Below are 13,485 nucleotides of genomic sequence, written 5' to 3'. Positions count from 1 at the left end.
TAAAGGAATCTACGATGGATATCGCTCAATTTTCACCAATCAATCCTCCGCATCGTCTGCTGATGGGGCCGGGGCCGATCAACGCCGACCCGCGCGTCCTGCGCGCGATGTCCAGCCAGCTTATCGGCCAATACGATCCGGCAATGACGCACTATATGAACGAAGTCATGGCGTTATACCGCGGGGTATTCCGCACCAGCAACCGCTGGACCATGCTGGTGGATGGCACGTCACGGGCGGGGATTGAAGCCATTCTGATCTCCGCGATCCGCCCCGGCGACAAAGTACTGGTGCCGGTATTTGGCCGCTTTGGCCATCTGTTATGTGAAATTGCTCGCCGCTGCCGGGCGGAAGTGCATACCATTGAGGTGCCGTGGGGTGAAGTGTTCTCTCCCGAGCAGATTGAAGATGCGATCAAACGGGTGCGTCCACGTATGCTGCTGACGGTGCAGGGAGACACCTCGACCACCATGCTGCAGCCGCTGGCGGAGCTGGGCGAGATCTGCCGTCGTTATGATGTGCTGTTTTATACCGACGCCACCGCCTCATTGGGCGGCAATGCGCTTGAGACCGATGCCTGGGGGCTGGATGCGGTATCGGCGGGAATGCAAAAGTGCCTCGGCGGCCCCTCCGGCACCTCGCCCATTACCCTGAGTCCGCGGATGGAAGAGACTATTCGTCGACGTAAATGCGTTGAGCAGGGGATCCGCACCGCCGAGCACCTTGATGGCGTCGATGAGATGGTTTACTCCAACTATTTCGATCTCGGGATGGTGATGGATTACTGGGGGCCAGAACGCCTTAACCATCATACTGAAGCGACATCCGCACTGTTCGCCGCCCGAGAATGCGCGCGCCTGATGCTTGAAGAAGGGCTCGATAACGGCATTGCCCGCCACAAACTACACGGCGACGCGCTGGTGAAAGGGATTCAGGCGATGGGGCTGGAAATTTTTGGCGACCTGCAACACAAAATGAATAACGTACTGGGCGTGATCATCCCGCAGGGCATTAATGGCGACCAGGTACGCCAACTGATGCTGGAAGATTTCGCCATTGAGATTGGCACCTCATTCGGCCCGCTGCACGGCAAAGTGTGGCGTATAGGCACAATGGGTTACAACGCGCGCAAAGATTGCGTCATGACCACCCTCAGCGCGCTGGAATCAGTACTCAATTACCTGAAATTCCCCACCACGCAAGGGGCAGCCATGCAGGCGGCGTGGGATCATTATCGCAGCGAGAAACCGCTATGAACCTGGCCGCAGAGCGAGTGATGGCGCGGGCAGAGAGATTAGCGGCGATAAGCGAAACGCCGGAAGGCCTGACGCGGGTTTACCTTTCGCCACAACATCTTGAAGCTAATCAGCAGGTTGCACACTGGATGCGTCAGGCAGGCATGATTGTCAGGCAGGACAGCGTCGGCAATATTTGCGGGCGCTATGAAGGCAGAGAAGAAGGGGCGCCGGCGATTTTGCTCGGATCGCATCTCGATACGGTACGCAACGCCGGGCGATATGATGGCATGTTGGGGGTGTTAGCCGCCATTGAAGTGGTGCAGAGCTTACATAATCAGGCGCGCCGCCTGGCGCAGGCCATCGAAATCGTCGGCTTCTGCGATGAAGAAGGAACGCGCTTTGGTATCACGCTATTGGGCAGCAAGGGGCTGACGGGAAGCTGGCCGCAAACCTGGCTGGACCAGCGCGATGCCGAAGGCATTAGCCTGGCGCAGGCGATGGTCAGCGCCGGGTTGGATCCATCACGCGTCCATTCAGCCTCGCGCCCGGCGGAAGATTTTTCCGCCTATCTGGAACTGCATATCGAGCAGGGGCCCAGGCTGGAACAGGCCGGTTCGGCACTCGGCGTGGTCGAGGCGATCAACGGCGCGCGGCGGCTCAATTGCTGTTTTACCGGCGAGGCAGGTCATGCAGGCACGGTGCCGATGGACCAGCGCCGGGACGCGCTTGCCGCCGCCGCGGAGTGGATGCTGTATATTGAGAGCACGACGCGCCAGCAGGGAGGCAACCTGGTCGCCACCGTCGGGACATTGCGCTGCTCGCCGGCGGCGGTCAACGTCATTCCCGGCGAGGCCGCGTTGACTCTGGATATCCGCGGTCCGCAGGATCAACCGCTCGATGCATTACTGGAGTCATTGCTGGCGGCCGCCGCAGAGATTGCCGGGCGTCGCGGCCTGCAGTTTGCCGCTGAGGAGTTCTATCGCATAGCGGCAACCGCCTGCGATCCGCGATTACAGGCGGTGATTGCCGAAGCGTTATGCGAGGTACAGGGCACGGCGTTGACGCTGCCAAGCGGCGCCGGACATGATGCGATTGCTATCGCGGAGCGCTGGCCGGTGGGGATGCTGTTTGTGCGCTGCAAAGGGGGAATTAGTCACCATCCGGCGGAATCGGTCAGCGAAGCCGATGTCGAACTGGCGATTGATGCCTTCAGCCGGGCGGTGATAAAACTTGCCGGGTAAATCACTAACGGGCGCATCCTCTTTTCGGGGATGCGCCGCAAACTTATTCCGCTCCCGCAGGAAAAGCTATTCTCCGCAGTCGGCTGGCGCTGACGGCCACCGACAACGCCGAGGCCGCGGCGGCGATCCACAGCGCAAGATGAACGGCGCTTTCGTCTTTTGCCAACAGTACGCCCATCACGGCGGCGCCCAGACACTGCCCGAACGTGCGCATGATGGATAAAACGCCCGAGGCATAGCTCGCCTGTTCGCGACTCACGTTTGACAGCATTTCCCGGTTATTCGGGCTCTGGAAGCAGCCAAAGCCAATACCGCATACCAGGCTCCGCAGGCAGATATCCCACGCGGCGGGCGTAGCGGGGAGCATCGCCAGCAGGATCAAACCCGCGACAAAAATCATCAGTCCCAGCGTCGAAATGAGCGGAGCAGAGATTGAGTCCGCCCAGCGGCCGGCGTGCGGTGCGATCAACACTATCCCTAATGGCCACGGAGTAAACAGCAGCGCCGAGAGCACCGGACTATAGCCATACTCGTTCTGGAACAGGAACGGCAGCGCAATAAAAGTGATCCCCTGGCTTACGAAGGCGATCAGCGACGTAAAGGCCGAAAGGGTAAAGCGTTCATTCTTAAACATCGCAGGCGGCAGCAGCGGGTTGTCCGTCTGCCGGATGCGCCAGATAAAGGCGGTGCCGCTTATTGCCGCAAGTAACGTCCAGTACAGACTATCGATATGCTGCGAAGCGCTCTGCATGCTATTCGCCGCCATGATCGTTGAACCCAATAGCAGCGCCGACAATATCGCTCCGGGAGTATCGAAAGCGGCTTGCCTGTCAACTGTCGGCCGCGGGAGCGCTCTGACCGCCAGCAGTAAGGCGACGGTACCGGGGAGCACGTTTATTGCAAACAGCCATTGCCAGCTCAAAGTATGCAGGATCGTGCCGCCCAGAACCGGCCCGATGGCGGAGCTTGAAGCGATAAGCAGGGCGTGTATCCCGAGAATACGCCCCAGCAGTCGCGCCGGAAAAACGGAGCGCAATATGGCGGGTGCGATACTGAGCGTTGCCGCGCCGCCGATCCCCTGCAGCACCCGCATGCCGATGAGCAGCTCAGGCGTCGTCGCCAGCGCGCAACCTGCTGATGCCACAATAAATGTCGTCAGTCCGGCCAGAAACACCGGGCGGTAGCCGAAACGCGCCGCCAGCGCGGCGAATATCGCCAGCGTCATCGCCGCCGCCAGCAGATACCCGTTGGAGAACCAGACGGCGGTACTGGCTGACGCCTGCAGTTCCTGCGCCATCGACGGCAGAGCAATGTTTACCATAGTGCCATCAAAGACGCCCATTAAGGTGGTGGTCATTATCGCGGCCATAACCCGCGCTCGCGCCGGGCCTGGTAGGCCGTCATCGCCAGGTTGGCTGGAAAATAGTGTCATCGTGTTGTCTCCTGCAGAGGATATCTGGATGACGAAACTATAAAGATGGCTTTTACCGGGCGGAAGGCGCACCATTTACACTCTATAGTTGCATGAAACGCCTTATCTGAATGTTCCAGGAGTTGTGGTCATGTCAGACCCCGATTTTAATTTATTGATTGCACTCGATGTATTACTGAACGAAGCCAGCGTGGCGGGCGCGGCACGTCGTTTGAATCTCAGTACGTCAGCCATGAGCCGCACGCTAAGCCGGTTACGCGACGTCACCGGGGATCAGATACTGGTTCGCGCCGGGCGTAACATGGTGCTGACACCGTGGGCGGAGGCGACCCGCGATCGCGCCCGTCGCGCGGTCTTCGAGGCGAAGGCGGTGCTGCAGCCAGCGGCCGAAGCGCTCAACGTACAAAATCTGGAGCGTCTTTTTACCATCAGGGCAAACGATGGTTTTGTGGTGGCGTTTGGCCCTTCGCTCATTGCGGCAGTAGCCGAAGCCGCGCCCAATGTTTGTCTACGCTTTGCGCCTAAGCCCGAAAAAACGTCACGCTATCTACGGGAAGGGCTGGTCGATCTGGAGATTGGCGTCCAGAGCAATATGGGGCCTGAAATACGACTGCAACGGCTATTTGAAGATCGGTTTGTGGGGGTGGTGCGTAAGGGGCACCCGCTGGCCGCCCTGAGAGAGATAACCGTGGCGGATTATGTCGCCTGGGGGCATGTGGTGGCTTCACCTGAAGGTACACTGCACGGTTCGGTTGATGATGTGCTGGCCGAGCTCGGCATGAAACGCAAAATCGCCAGCGTCGTCCCCGGATTCCCGACCGCGCTGTCCGTGGCGCTGCAATCGGATCTTATCGCCATGATCCCCGCTCTCTATATAGTCAATCAGCAGGTCATGGAGCAGGTACATCTTTTTGAGCTGCCGTTTAAAAGCCGGCGGATTACCGTCTCGCAGATGTGGCACCCGAGAATGGAACGCGATCCCGCTCACCGCTGGCTCAGAGAGAAAATTGTGGCGATATGCCGCGTGGACAAGTCGTTACACCAGAAGCTGTAGAAGATTATTCGCATTGAGTTTCTTCAGGGCATTACATTTATAGGTCGAGACCTGTTTTTCACTCATCTTCGTCATATGCGCGACATATCTTACCGACTGCCCCTTAACCAGCCTGTCGAGGACGTTAAATTCCATCTCAGTCAGGCAACAGCGCAGGGTGCGGATCCGCCTTGGCTCTTTAGATAACAGCCAGGCAGCATCCGCCACGGAGATGCGGTCATCAATGATATGCAACGTTAACGTTTCAAAACGCTTGCGCAGATAGGTGGCCAGCCCCCAGCTTTTTTCATTACACACCAGGTAGCCCGTTCCCTGCCAGCCATGGGCTTCGAGGGTAAGTAAAATATCAACCAGCGACTGATGCGTACCGGTAATGGAGAAACGGCAGCGAATAACAAGGGTGGTGCTCTCTAACAGTAAGGGCTGCCACTGCACCGTGCCGCTATGCACTTTCGTCTTAACGTTACGACGGAGAAGGGCGTAGCGCAGCCCCTCCGCATAAAAGCGATTATTATCAAGAACAACGTAGCTCACAGTAGCCTCTTTATAACGTACTGGGGGTATAGATAACGCGTAACGTACCGGTATAGTCACCCGCGTTTTTGCTGCTGGCGGCAAAGGCGGGGGTCTTCAGGGTAATGGGGGCCGGGATGCATAACACGCTTTCGCGGCCGCCCGGCAATACCACCTGGCGCAAATAGCGGCGATTATTGGTGCCCTCCCAGACCAACGTCTTACCGTTAGCGGCAACTTCAGTTGCGCCGGTGGTCGGGTTGGTCACCAGCACCTGATAATCGAGACGATCTCTTGGGTCTGTCTGGCTGCCCCCTCGCCGCCGGATGGAGAATGCCCCTTCGGTACGCCCGGTCGCGTCAAGCTCATCGTCTTCAAAGCGTAGAAACGCCCGCGAACTGGTGCTGTTGTTGCCATCATAGAGGCACATATCCAACGAGTTTTCGCCCTTAATTTCACTGCCGCCGGGTCTGCCGGGGAAATTGGTGAGGTTGAGGTTCACCACCGGCGTGGAGTGCGGAAATGCCGGTAAATAAATCTGCTGATTGCCCGGGTCGACCACCTCAATACGCAGGTTAGCCTGCCATTTAGCGATGGTGAGATAACCCGGACAACCAATATTGACGTTATTGAAGTCGCCGCCGCAGCTGGCGCTTCCCCATTCGCGCAAATCCTGCTTCAGCGTCGCCGTCCAGATACCGGCCTGATCGAGTTTATTTAATTCGCTACGAACGATGTAAAAATCGAAGTACGGCGCACTGTTCCAGGCTGACGCATCTACTGTTCCGCCCGTTACGTAGCTGGCGAAAACAAAGGTTTTGTTATTAATGAACATGTGGTGTTCACCATAGACTTTTACATCCACCGTCTTGTTGGTTATTGCGTGGGTAAAGCGCAGATTTATCGGATACGGCGCGGCCGGGTTCGCAGGAAACCATACCGGCGCGGTCATGCAGGCGCCATAGGTTGTATCGGTACGTGACTGACAGGTCAGGGTATTTCGTCCCCATTTTTGCGGATCGCTCGTATCATAACCGCCGGATTCGTGCAGCCAGATATCCATCCGGGCAGGCGGAGACTGGCGATCGAAAGCAAACGCCACGCTGGTATTTCTGCCGGCAGGACTACCGGCCTGAGCCTCGGCAAAACAGATGCTGGCGAGCAGTAAAATCAAAAGACGCGTTATCACATCATTTTCCTGTAGAGAGAGTAGAGTTATTCATCGCCGTTGGGCTGACCGCCGGCGTACGGCCAGCCAGTAACAATTGCGCCTGCTGCTGCACGGTTTCCGGTAACGCGGAATAAGTCAGTTCTTCGCAGGTCACCGTGCCGACATAGCGCACGACGTCTCGCATGGTCTTCACCTTCAGCGCACACTGGTAAAACTGCTGCTGTTTTACCAGGTAGAGCGACTGGATCAGGCTGTCGCTTTCCGCGCTAAAGCCGCCGTTACCCAAATCGCTCCAGCCGCTGACGTTAAGCGGCATACCGCCGATAAACGGCGTATGTTGTTCATCGGTCAACTGGCCAAGCCAGGTGTAACGCGTGGTGGTTTGCACCTCTCTGTGCAGCATTTTTCCTGGCACCATAAATACCGTTCTGCTTCCTGAGCCCTGCGTGATTTCACTGTTGGCGCCGTGGGAAATGTCCGTCGACTCATTAATAGTCAGCGTGGTTTGCTGATAGCCGGGCAGGGCGAACAACGCACGGGCGTTTGCCGGGATATCGGCGCTACCGCTGTTATCAAGCGATACAGCTATGCGAGAATCAGGAGTCGCTTCCGGTGTGGCGACGTTGACCGCAATGGCTGACGCCGGGCGTCCGTCACCCCAGCGGCCAAACCACAGGCCGGAACGAGATAACGCCAGCGTAGAACTGTAGTTTCCGCTGCTGCTGAACCGGTGGCGATGATCCTGGCGATCCCACGAATCACTGACGGTCAAACTTCCGTTACCAAATCGGCCGCCCTGACGGGTATAGGCTGAAGTATTCAGCGAGTCGCTATTAATCCCGGATGCGTTGAGACCATACTCATTTTCACCGCGCGCATCGGTGTACCAGTTGTGCGCGACGTTATAGTTGAGCTGATTTTTTTCATGCTTCTGCTGTTGCCACGTGGCTCCCACCGAGGTGTAGCTGGAGGCATCGCCCTGACGATTATGTGCCAGCGACAGGCTTACGCTGAGGAAGCCGCCTTTATCCTTACCATCACCAGAATGATCGTTACGCATAAACAGGTTTATGCTGCTGTTGATATTCAATCCGCGGGTGCTGAACGCGTTGCTGAGTCCGGCCTGCCATGCCTGCGAACGGGAACGGGTCATATACACCGATTCCCAGGGCAAACCGTCGTCGCGCCGATCGTCACTATTCGGTAATTCACGCCGCGAGACATAACGGCCTTCATTGCGGTTATCGGAATAACCCAGGTTGGCATACCACGAGCCGACAGGAACGGAGAACATCACCGAAAGGCTTCGGTAGCAACCATTCACCGCGTCAAATCCGGTACTGTTGGAATTACAGTTGTCGGCCGATAAGGCATTGCGATAAAAGCTCAGTGAAAAGCCATCGTTATAGCTGATTTGCTGGATATTGCCGCGTTGGCCCTGGCTGCCATAAAGGTAGCTAAAGCGTGTGCTGAGTACCCCATCAATGGGGCCGGTATTGAATCCGCGGCTCCAGTCGACGGCGCTTTCCACAAAACGCTGGTTCTTTTTCACCGTTGCGCCGCTGGTGACCGCAAGCGTAGAAGTCACCGGCAGGCGAATGCCCGCTTGCGCCACGGCGCTGCGTTCGTCGCTCATATCGTCGTTATCGGTTTCACCGGCCTGCATAAACCACTCGACGCGGTCGAATGGCGTGATGCCGGTGCGGGTAAACGGAACCTGCTCGGTGCGGGTCAGGCGGTTGTTTTCATAAATCGCCAGCGTCACGGTATAGCTCCCGTCCGGAAACGAACGGGTGTCCAGGGTTTGCGCCCCGGCATTAAGATAAAAACTGGCCAGCAGTTGATTGCCTCGGCGGGCGTCGATACGCGCGTCATGGGAAAGCAGCACCGTAATGGGCGTTCCACTGGACTGCTGAACGGGGTTGATCCACGCTCGCGTCGAGCCGGTACGCAGCCCGCGAATTTTTCCAAGCGGTAACTGGCTGAGGTTGATATTTCCGCCCGCCGCGCTGAAGAGATCGCGCGTATCCATTTCCCCTAACTGCACGTAATATTCATGCCACAGATCCTGACGGAACCAGGCGTTGTTGACCGTGATCTCCTGCTGCTGTTGATGGCGAGAGCGCTGCCCAAGCCAGGTCCAGTCGAGGTTAAAATACCCGTCCTCAGTCATGGCCAGCGCGCCATTTCCCTGCACGGTCATCGACTGATAGTTTTCGTCGGCCACGAAATTGATATTTTGCTGGTGGATCAACGCATTTTCAGTATTGCGCGTAGGCTGATACCACTGATTTTCCGCCGTTTGTTTGGGTAGATACTGCCTGTCGAAAAACAGGTTTATGCGCGCGTTGTTCTCGTCATAAATCAGGGCCACGCTTTTGGTGTCGATAAAATCGCAACCCGGCGCGGAACCATTGCTGCTGCAGGCGAGATTGCCGTTACGCGCAAGCGGAGAGGAAAGGGCGCCGGTCACAGAGGCGATCAAGGCAGGATCATCGTTGAACTGACGTTTAATTGCCGCGACAAGCGTTTCCGGCGCCACAAAGGTGACCGTTTCAAGCGTAATATCGGCTTCAAACAGTCCGAGCGACGCGCCATACAGACTGACTTCCGTCCACAGGCGCTGCGTTTTCGCCAGATCTTCAAAACCCGCAGGTACGACGATACTGGCGCTGGCTAATTGAACGGAAGCGGGTAACAAAACGACAAAAAGAAGAGCATTTCTGTGAAAAGCCATGAACGAGCCTCGACGTCATCCTGACATCAGAGGGCAGGCGCCCTCTGATGTACTTCCTTATACGTATTATGGAGTTACGCGCCGCCTTCCGCGGTAGTCGCCTGAGTCAGCATCAGGCTAACCACGCCGCTGTACTGACCAGTTTTCAGAATGCCTTTGGTGGTCTGAGAGATGGTCAGCGGCAGGACCGCAGAACCGTTTTCAACGCTGCCCGGGAACAGTTCGCTGCCGGTAAATTCTGCATCGGTGGTGTTCAGGGTCTTATCGCCCAGTTTTACGGTCATCGGTACCGTCTCGGCGCCCTCGGCATTGGTCAGATTCGCGGCGCTAACCAGACGGACTTTGACGTTGCTGGTGGCTGAGTTCGACCAGATTTTGGTATTGAGACGGTAGCTTTCCAGCCCACGGCCCGGCAGATATTGCATATCGATGCTGGCTGGTAACGGCGTATTATCGGCTTGGGTCATATCCAACTGGGAATCGACGTTGGCATTAACCGTAATATCCTTCTGAATAGCCATTGCGCTGAACGCAGTAGACATCGCAGCAACGATCATCAGAGGTTTAATATACTTCTTCATTGATATCTCCATATTTATAAACGAGCTCCATTAGCTCTTTAAACAAACCACTCGTGGTTTTGACAGTGATGTCGTGTTATTGCACGACGGGTAAGTCTGCTTCTTCAGCTGTTTTATTAATCCAGTTGAAATAGCGGAATTTATATTTTTGGCCGCGAGCCTTAGCGAGCACTTTTAACTTTCGCTCAGTGTCAGGATAAATGGTCGCGTCTTCTTTAAACCATTGGCATTTATCATTAACATCGCATGCGCCAATTTCTTTCAACGGTACCCGCAACGTGCCATCATTTTTTAATGTTCCTGACGCGGGATTTATTCGCAGGGAAACCAGCGGCTTTTCCGGCGCCAAATGTACCAATGCTCCCCAGATAACGTTAACGCCGAGTTTGGCCGAAGCCGGCGTCCCCGAAGATTGTACTGGCAGAATGCTATCCGGCTGTTTTACACCTTCAAAATAAACGCGCCAGGTACTCTCTTTTTCTGGCGGCGTCAGAGAAACCAGCCTTACGATACGTAAAGCGCCTGCCGCTAAAGCAAATTTTTCAGGGGTGACGACAACGCCTCCGTCTTTCCAGGCTGCCATCTCAACTTCTTTTTCCTGTGGCGTACCCGGATTAAGAATTTTCTTTTGCCTCACCCGAATGAACTGAATATCATCGCTTTTAGAGGCCACTCTGATTTGGGCCGTCCCGGAACTGTCGACGTTAAGTTCCATCGGGTAGACGCTCATATTGGCCTGTGTCATTTCTGCGAAAAATGACATCGACAGGGCGGCGAGATAAAGCGCAGTGGATTTGTTTACTCTGTTTTTTACTTTCACATTCATTCTGCCTGCTCTGAGTTCATGTACAACGTTTTGACACCACGACACCGTCTGCTTTCGTATCGCTTCAGGACAGGGAAACTTTAACCGGAACAGCAGGTTGTGAAAATTTGTATTAGTTAACTCAAAAAATACAGTTCTTTATCCTGCAATCCAGGCTTTAAAGTTGTATAGTTAAAAGAAAATGCCGCAACCCAGGATGGGGAGAAAATTCCTACTGATGAAAAAACAAGCTAATTCAGGAGGGGCTTTCTTGCCTGCAGTTACAGGGATAAAAAGCAAGCGGCAACAGCCGAGAATATAATATGTTTTTTATATGCAACAATTCGTTGTTATTTGATCCTGAAGCTCACACAGTTAGTGTTGTTGGACAACCTGAATCCGTATTAACGCTTTCGGCACCGGCCGTGCGTCTGTTACAGGAATTTATTCGTCATAAAGGAAGCGAACTCAGCCGTGAGGAGTTGATTACCCGCGTATGGCAAGAGTTTGGTTTTACGCCCTCGGGAAATAATCTCAACAAAGCGATAAGTGAGTTACGCAAAAGTTTCCAGGCGTTGGGAGAACATCATGAATTGATTGTGACCATACCGCGATATGGTTTCCGGTTTGATGCGGATGTTATTTTTCAACCTGCGCAAAACAATTACGTCAGCGAACCTCAACCGAAGACACAAAAAACTGAAAAGTGGCAGCAGCGACCACGTCTGAAATGGTGGCTGGTATTTACGGCATTATTAGCGTCGGTATTCGGCATTGGTATAATTATTCGCCAGCAGCAGAATATAACGACTCCGCTAAAGCTAAAGCCCGTTGAGCAAAAAATTGCAAAATGTAGCATCTGGCTTATTAACGATCATGGGCGACCGCTGGTGCTATCTAAATTAGCCGCGTTGCTGGATAAAAACAACGTGGCGTGCCAGCGAGAGGAGTACAGCGTCTATTATTTCAGCGCTCGTTTTTCCCTTGTCGCGGCGGATGAAGTGTTTATCGGCGCATGCCCGGTCAATAAAGACAGTTTGTGTAAAACCATTCGTTATAAAAGCGGGGCTGAGAAATGAAAATTAAACTCATCGGCGGCCTCAGCATTTTTCTGTTAGGTGGCGCACTGGCGCTTTATTATTGTTCCACCGGTGTTGGTAAGCAGGATGTACTGGCCTGCAGTACAGTGTTTAATTTTACGCGCAACGAAGGTAAGGCCAGTGAAGTGCGGGTTAATACCGTTGCTCAGTTCTATTTTCACCGCGACGGCACTGGCCTGACAGCCTATAAAGGAGCAGCCTGGGCAAATGGCCAGAGCATGATCGTCGACAGAGACGTCGATTTTGTCTGGTCGCGGCGGGAGGATGATAAAGTGGTGGTATTGAGCTACACCAAAACCTGGCGCAGGCACAATGACAACACGCCGGATGAGCAATGGGGAAGCTTCGCCAATCCAACCGCGCGTTACTATCTGACCATCTCCGAGGTTTCGCCATCGGTGTGGCTGATCCAGGACCGACATTATCCCACTTATATATGCCGGGGTGATTAACGCATAAACGAAGGAGAATACCGGTGGTATTCTCCTTTTACGCACAGAGAATCTGCCGACAAGGGAAGGGCGAGAATAAGGGAAAGCGAGAGCGTTAGCAGAAGGATTCAGCCCGGATTTTAGAACATGCCGTTGCCGCTGGCGGTTTTTGGCGGGACGTTTTGGGTAACATCCCAATGTTCAACGATTTTGTGCTGTTCGTTAAGGCGGAAGATATCCACGATAGCCCGCGTAACGCCAGGTTCACGACCGGTCACTTCAACGTGCAAGATCACGTTATCTCCGTCGACAAACGCCTGCTTAATTTCGCTGTGCGAGTCGGGATATTTACTCTTCAGAAAAGCGATAAACTGCTCGAAGCCTTCCACGCCATCTTTTGCCATCGGGTTATGCTGTACATAACGATCCCCGAAATATGGCCTGGCGGCGGAGAAGTCTTTATCGTTCAAAGCTTTATTATAAAAATCAATTACATTCTTTTTATTCAACAGTTCACTTTCACTATTGCCCGCAAAAACGGCGGGCGTCAGAGCGAAAAACAATGAAAGGGCAACGATAGGTTTTTTCAGCATTGATCCTCCTGCGATGGTTTTGATGTCAGGTGCCAGGCCTGACAGGTGACTCCCAACGAACTTAACAGCCAGTTGGGTTGGTAGTTGATTGAGGTAATTCTTTCTGAACAAAATGGCATCTTGAATTTGCGGCATCGACTCGTTTAGATCAAGTTGCTTGTTCAATTAAGAAGGGGTGGTTCAAATCGTTAGGTCATAGGCTGATGAGGACATCGGTACGTGTGATTAAATTAATTTAACATAATATACATTATGCGCACTTACATGACGTGTGGCGGATAACGGTGTTTAACGTTGTGCATTACTGTGGTTCTTGCTGGCCTGTGCTTGTTCCGTTCTCGTAGCTATCCAATCAAACTGGTCATCTATCGTTGCTCCGTCTGCGACGAGTGCCTTTCAGCCTTCATGATATCCGCAATCAGACATGTCGCTTTCTTTCTCCAACAATCATCTCCGGCTGTCAGATTACATCGCGGACAACAACATCATTATGTCGTTGTCCGCGTCTACAATATCATTCTCAACATGGCGTTTTCACGGCACATCGTTCGCCATCGCTCCTGGGCGGCTTCGTCCTCGCCATGTCATC

The 13,485-nt window shown here is 54.2% G+C and carries 12 protein-coding genes and 1 pseudogene; 5 read left to right on the top strand and 8 right to left on the bottom strand.

What is annotated here, in order from left to right; all coding sequences use genetic code 11:
- Window positions 1-14 precede the first annotated feature (14 nt).
- Together PGR29_RS01365 and hpxK are read left to right on the top strand one after the other, a co-directional pair.
- Window positions 15-1,256: a pyridoxal-phosphate-dependent aminotransferase family protein gene (locus PGR29_RS01365; RefSeq protein WP_316423896.1), complete on the top strand. Its 1,242-nt coding sequence runs from the start codon at window positions 15-17 to the stop codon at window positions 1,254-1,256.
- Window positions 1,253-2,479, top strand: a complete 1,227-nt coding sequence (gene hpxK / locus PGR29_RS01360; protein WP_316423895.1) for an allantoate amidohydrolase — start codon at window positions 1,253-1,255, stop codon at window positions 2,477-2,479. The genes PGR29_RS01365 and hpxK overlap by 4 nt, the downstream gene beginning before the upstream one ends.
- A 43-nt stretch (window positions 2,480-2,522) precedes the next feature.
- Here the strand turns inward: hpxK and PGR29_RS01355 are convergent, their stop codons facing one another.
- The gene (locus PGR29_RS01355; protein WP_316423894.1) at window positions 2,523-3,911 is read right to left on the bottom strand and encodes an MFS transporter; all 1,389 of its coding nucleotides are present in this window, start codon (window positions 3,909-3,911) and stop codon (window positions 2,523-2,525) included.
- Between the two features lie 130 nt (window positions 3,912-4,041).
- On the opposite strand from PGR29_RS01355, the gene PGR29_RS01350 reads away from it, so the two are divergent.
- Window positions 4,042-4,965: a LysR family transcriptional regulator gene (locus tag PGR29_RS01350; RefSeq protein WP_316423893.1), complete on the top strand. Its 924-nt coding sequence runs from the start codon at window positions 4,042-4,044 to the stop codon at window positions 4,963-4,965.
- On the opposite strand, the gene PGR29_RS01345 is transcribed toward PGR29_RS01350, so the two are convergent.
- From PGR29_RS01345 to PGR29_RS01325, 5 genes are all read right to left on the bottom strand, one after another.
- Complete coding sequence (locus PGR29_RS01345; RefSeq protein WP_087860773.1) at window positions 4,948-5,499, bottom strand: LuxR C-terminal-related transcriptional regulator; 552 nt, start codon at window positions 5,497-5,499, stop codon at window positions 4,948-4,950. The two genes, PGR29_RS01350 and PGR29_RS01345, sit on opposite strands and share 18 nt — an antisense overlap.
- Window positions 5,500-5,509: 10 nt before the next feature.
- Window positions 5,510-6,667 (bottom strand): CfaE/CblD family pilus tip adhesin, encoded by a 1,158-nt coding sequence (locus PGR29_RS01340; RefSeq protein ID WP_316423892.1) that lies wholly within the window; start codon window positions 6,665-6,667, stop codon window positions 5,510-5,512.
- A gap of 1 nt (window position 6,668) precedes the next feature.
- Complete coding sequence (locus tag PGR29_RS01335) at window positions 6,669-9,386, bottom strand: TcfC E-set like domain-containing protein (RefSeq protein ID WP_316423891.1); 2,718 nt, start codon at window positions 9,384-9,386, stop codon at window positions 6,669-6,671.
- Window positions 9,387-9,460: 74 nt separating this feature from the next.
- Window positions 9,461-9,967, bottom strand: coding sequence for a CS1 type fimbrial major subunit (locus PGR29_RS01330; protein ID WP_087860770.1), 507 nt, complete (start codon window positions 9,965-9,967; stop codon window positions 9,461-9,463).
- A gap of 76 nt (window positions 9,968-10,043) precedes the next feature.
- Window positions 10,044-10,793, bottom strand: a complete 750-nt coding sequence (locus PGR29_RS01325) for a fimbrial protein (RefSeq protein WP_316423890.1) — start codon at window positions 10,791-10,793, stop codon at window positions 10,044-10,046.
- A gap of 302 nt (window positions 10,794-11,095) precedes the next feature.
- Between PGR29_RS01325 and PGR29_RS01320 the strand changes: the two genes are divergently transcribed.
- Window positions 11,096-11,851, top strand: coding sequence for a winged helix-turn-helix domain-containing protein (locus PGR29_RS01320; protein WP_271032507.1), 756 nt, complete (start codon window positions 11,096-11,098; stop codon window positions 11,849-11,851).
- On the top strand, window positions 11,848-12,324 hold the full coding sequence (locus PGR29_RS01315; protein ID WP_271032506.1) for a hypothetical protein: 477 nt from the start codon (window positions 11,848-11,850) through the stop codon (window positions 12,322-12,324). Before PGR29_RS01320 ends, PGR29_RS01315 begins: the two co-directional genes overlap by 4 nt.
- Before the next feature lie 119 nt (window positions 12,325-12,443).
- Here the strand turns inward: PGR29_RS01315 and PGR29_RS01310 are convergent, their stop codons facing one another.
- Together PGR29_RS01310 and PGR29_RS24890 are read right to left on the bottom strand one after the other, a co-directional pair.
- Window positions 12,444-12,896 carry a nuclear transport factor 2 family protein gene (locus PGR29_RS01310; protein WP_316424333.1) on the bottom strand — a complete coding sequence of 151 codons (453 nt, stop codon included), beginning with the start codon at window positions 12,894-12,896 and terminating at the stop codon, window positions 12,444-12,446.
- A gap of 48 nt (window positions 12,897-12,944) precedes the next feature.
- Window positions 12,945-13,061: pseudogene (locus PGR29_RS24890) on the bottom strand (hypothetical protein); the annotation flags it as partial.
- Window positions 13,062-13,485 lie beyond the last annotated feature (424 nt).

Source organism: Klebsiella sp. 141203, assembly GCF_032601985.1.
Classification (GTDB): domain Bacteria; phylum Pseudomonadota; class Gammaproteobacteria; order Enterobacterales; family Enterobacteriaceae; genus Klebsiella; species Klebsiella aerogenes.
Note: the sequence above shows the minus strand (reverse complement) of the source record. Positions and strands in the feature narration are given on the sequence as shown.

What these genes read in the sequence shown, in the direction of transcription:
- PGR29_RS01320 (WP_271032507.1), top strand. Translation starts at nt 11,096, where the DNA reads ATGTTTTTTATATGCAACAATTCGTTGTTATTTGATCCTGAAGCTCAC.
- PGR29_RS01355 (WP_316423894.1), bottom strand. Translation starts at nt 3,911, where the DNA reads ATGACACTATTTTCCAGCCAACCTGGCGATGACGGCCTACCAGGCCCG.
- PGR29_RS01325 (WP_316423890.1), bottom strand. Translation starts at nt 10,793, where the DNA reads ATGAATGTGAAAGTAAAAAACAGAGTAAACAAATCCACTGCGCTTTAT.
- PGR29_RS01330 (WP_087860770.1), bottom strand. Translation starts at nt 9,967, where the DNA reads ATGAAGAAGTATATTAAACCTCTGATGATCGTTGCTGCGATGTCTACT.
- PGR29_RS01310 (WP_316424333.1), bottom strand. Translation starts at nt 12,896, where the DNA reads ATGCTGAAAAAACCTATCGTTGCCCTTTCATTGTTTTTCGCTCTGACG.
- PGR29_RS01365 (WP_316423896.1), top strand. Translation starts at nt 15, where the DNA reads ATGGATATCGCTCAATTTTCACCAATCAATCCTCCGCATCGTCTGCTG.
- PGR29_RS01335 (WP_316423891.1), bottom strand. Translation starts at nt 9,386, where the DNA reads ATGGCTTTTCACAGAAATGCTCTTCTTTTTGTCGTTTTGTTACCCGCT.
- hpxK (WP_316423895.1), top strand. Translation starts at nt 1,253, where the DNA reads ATGAACCTGGCCGCAGAGCGAGTGATGGCGCGGGCAGAGAGATTAGCG.
- PGR29_RS01350 (WP_316423893.1), top strand. Translation starts at nt 4,042, where the DNA reads ATGTCAGACCCCGATTTTAATTTATTGATTGCACTCGATGTATTACTG.
- PGR29_RS01315 (WP_271032506.1), top strand. Translation starts at nt 11,848, where the DNA reads ATGAAAATTAAACTCATCGGCGGCCTCAGCATTTTTCTGTTAGGTGGC.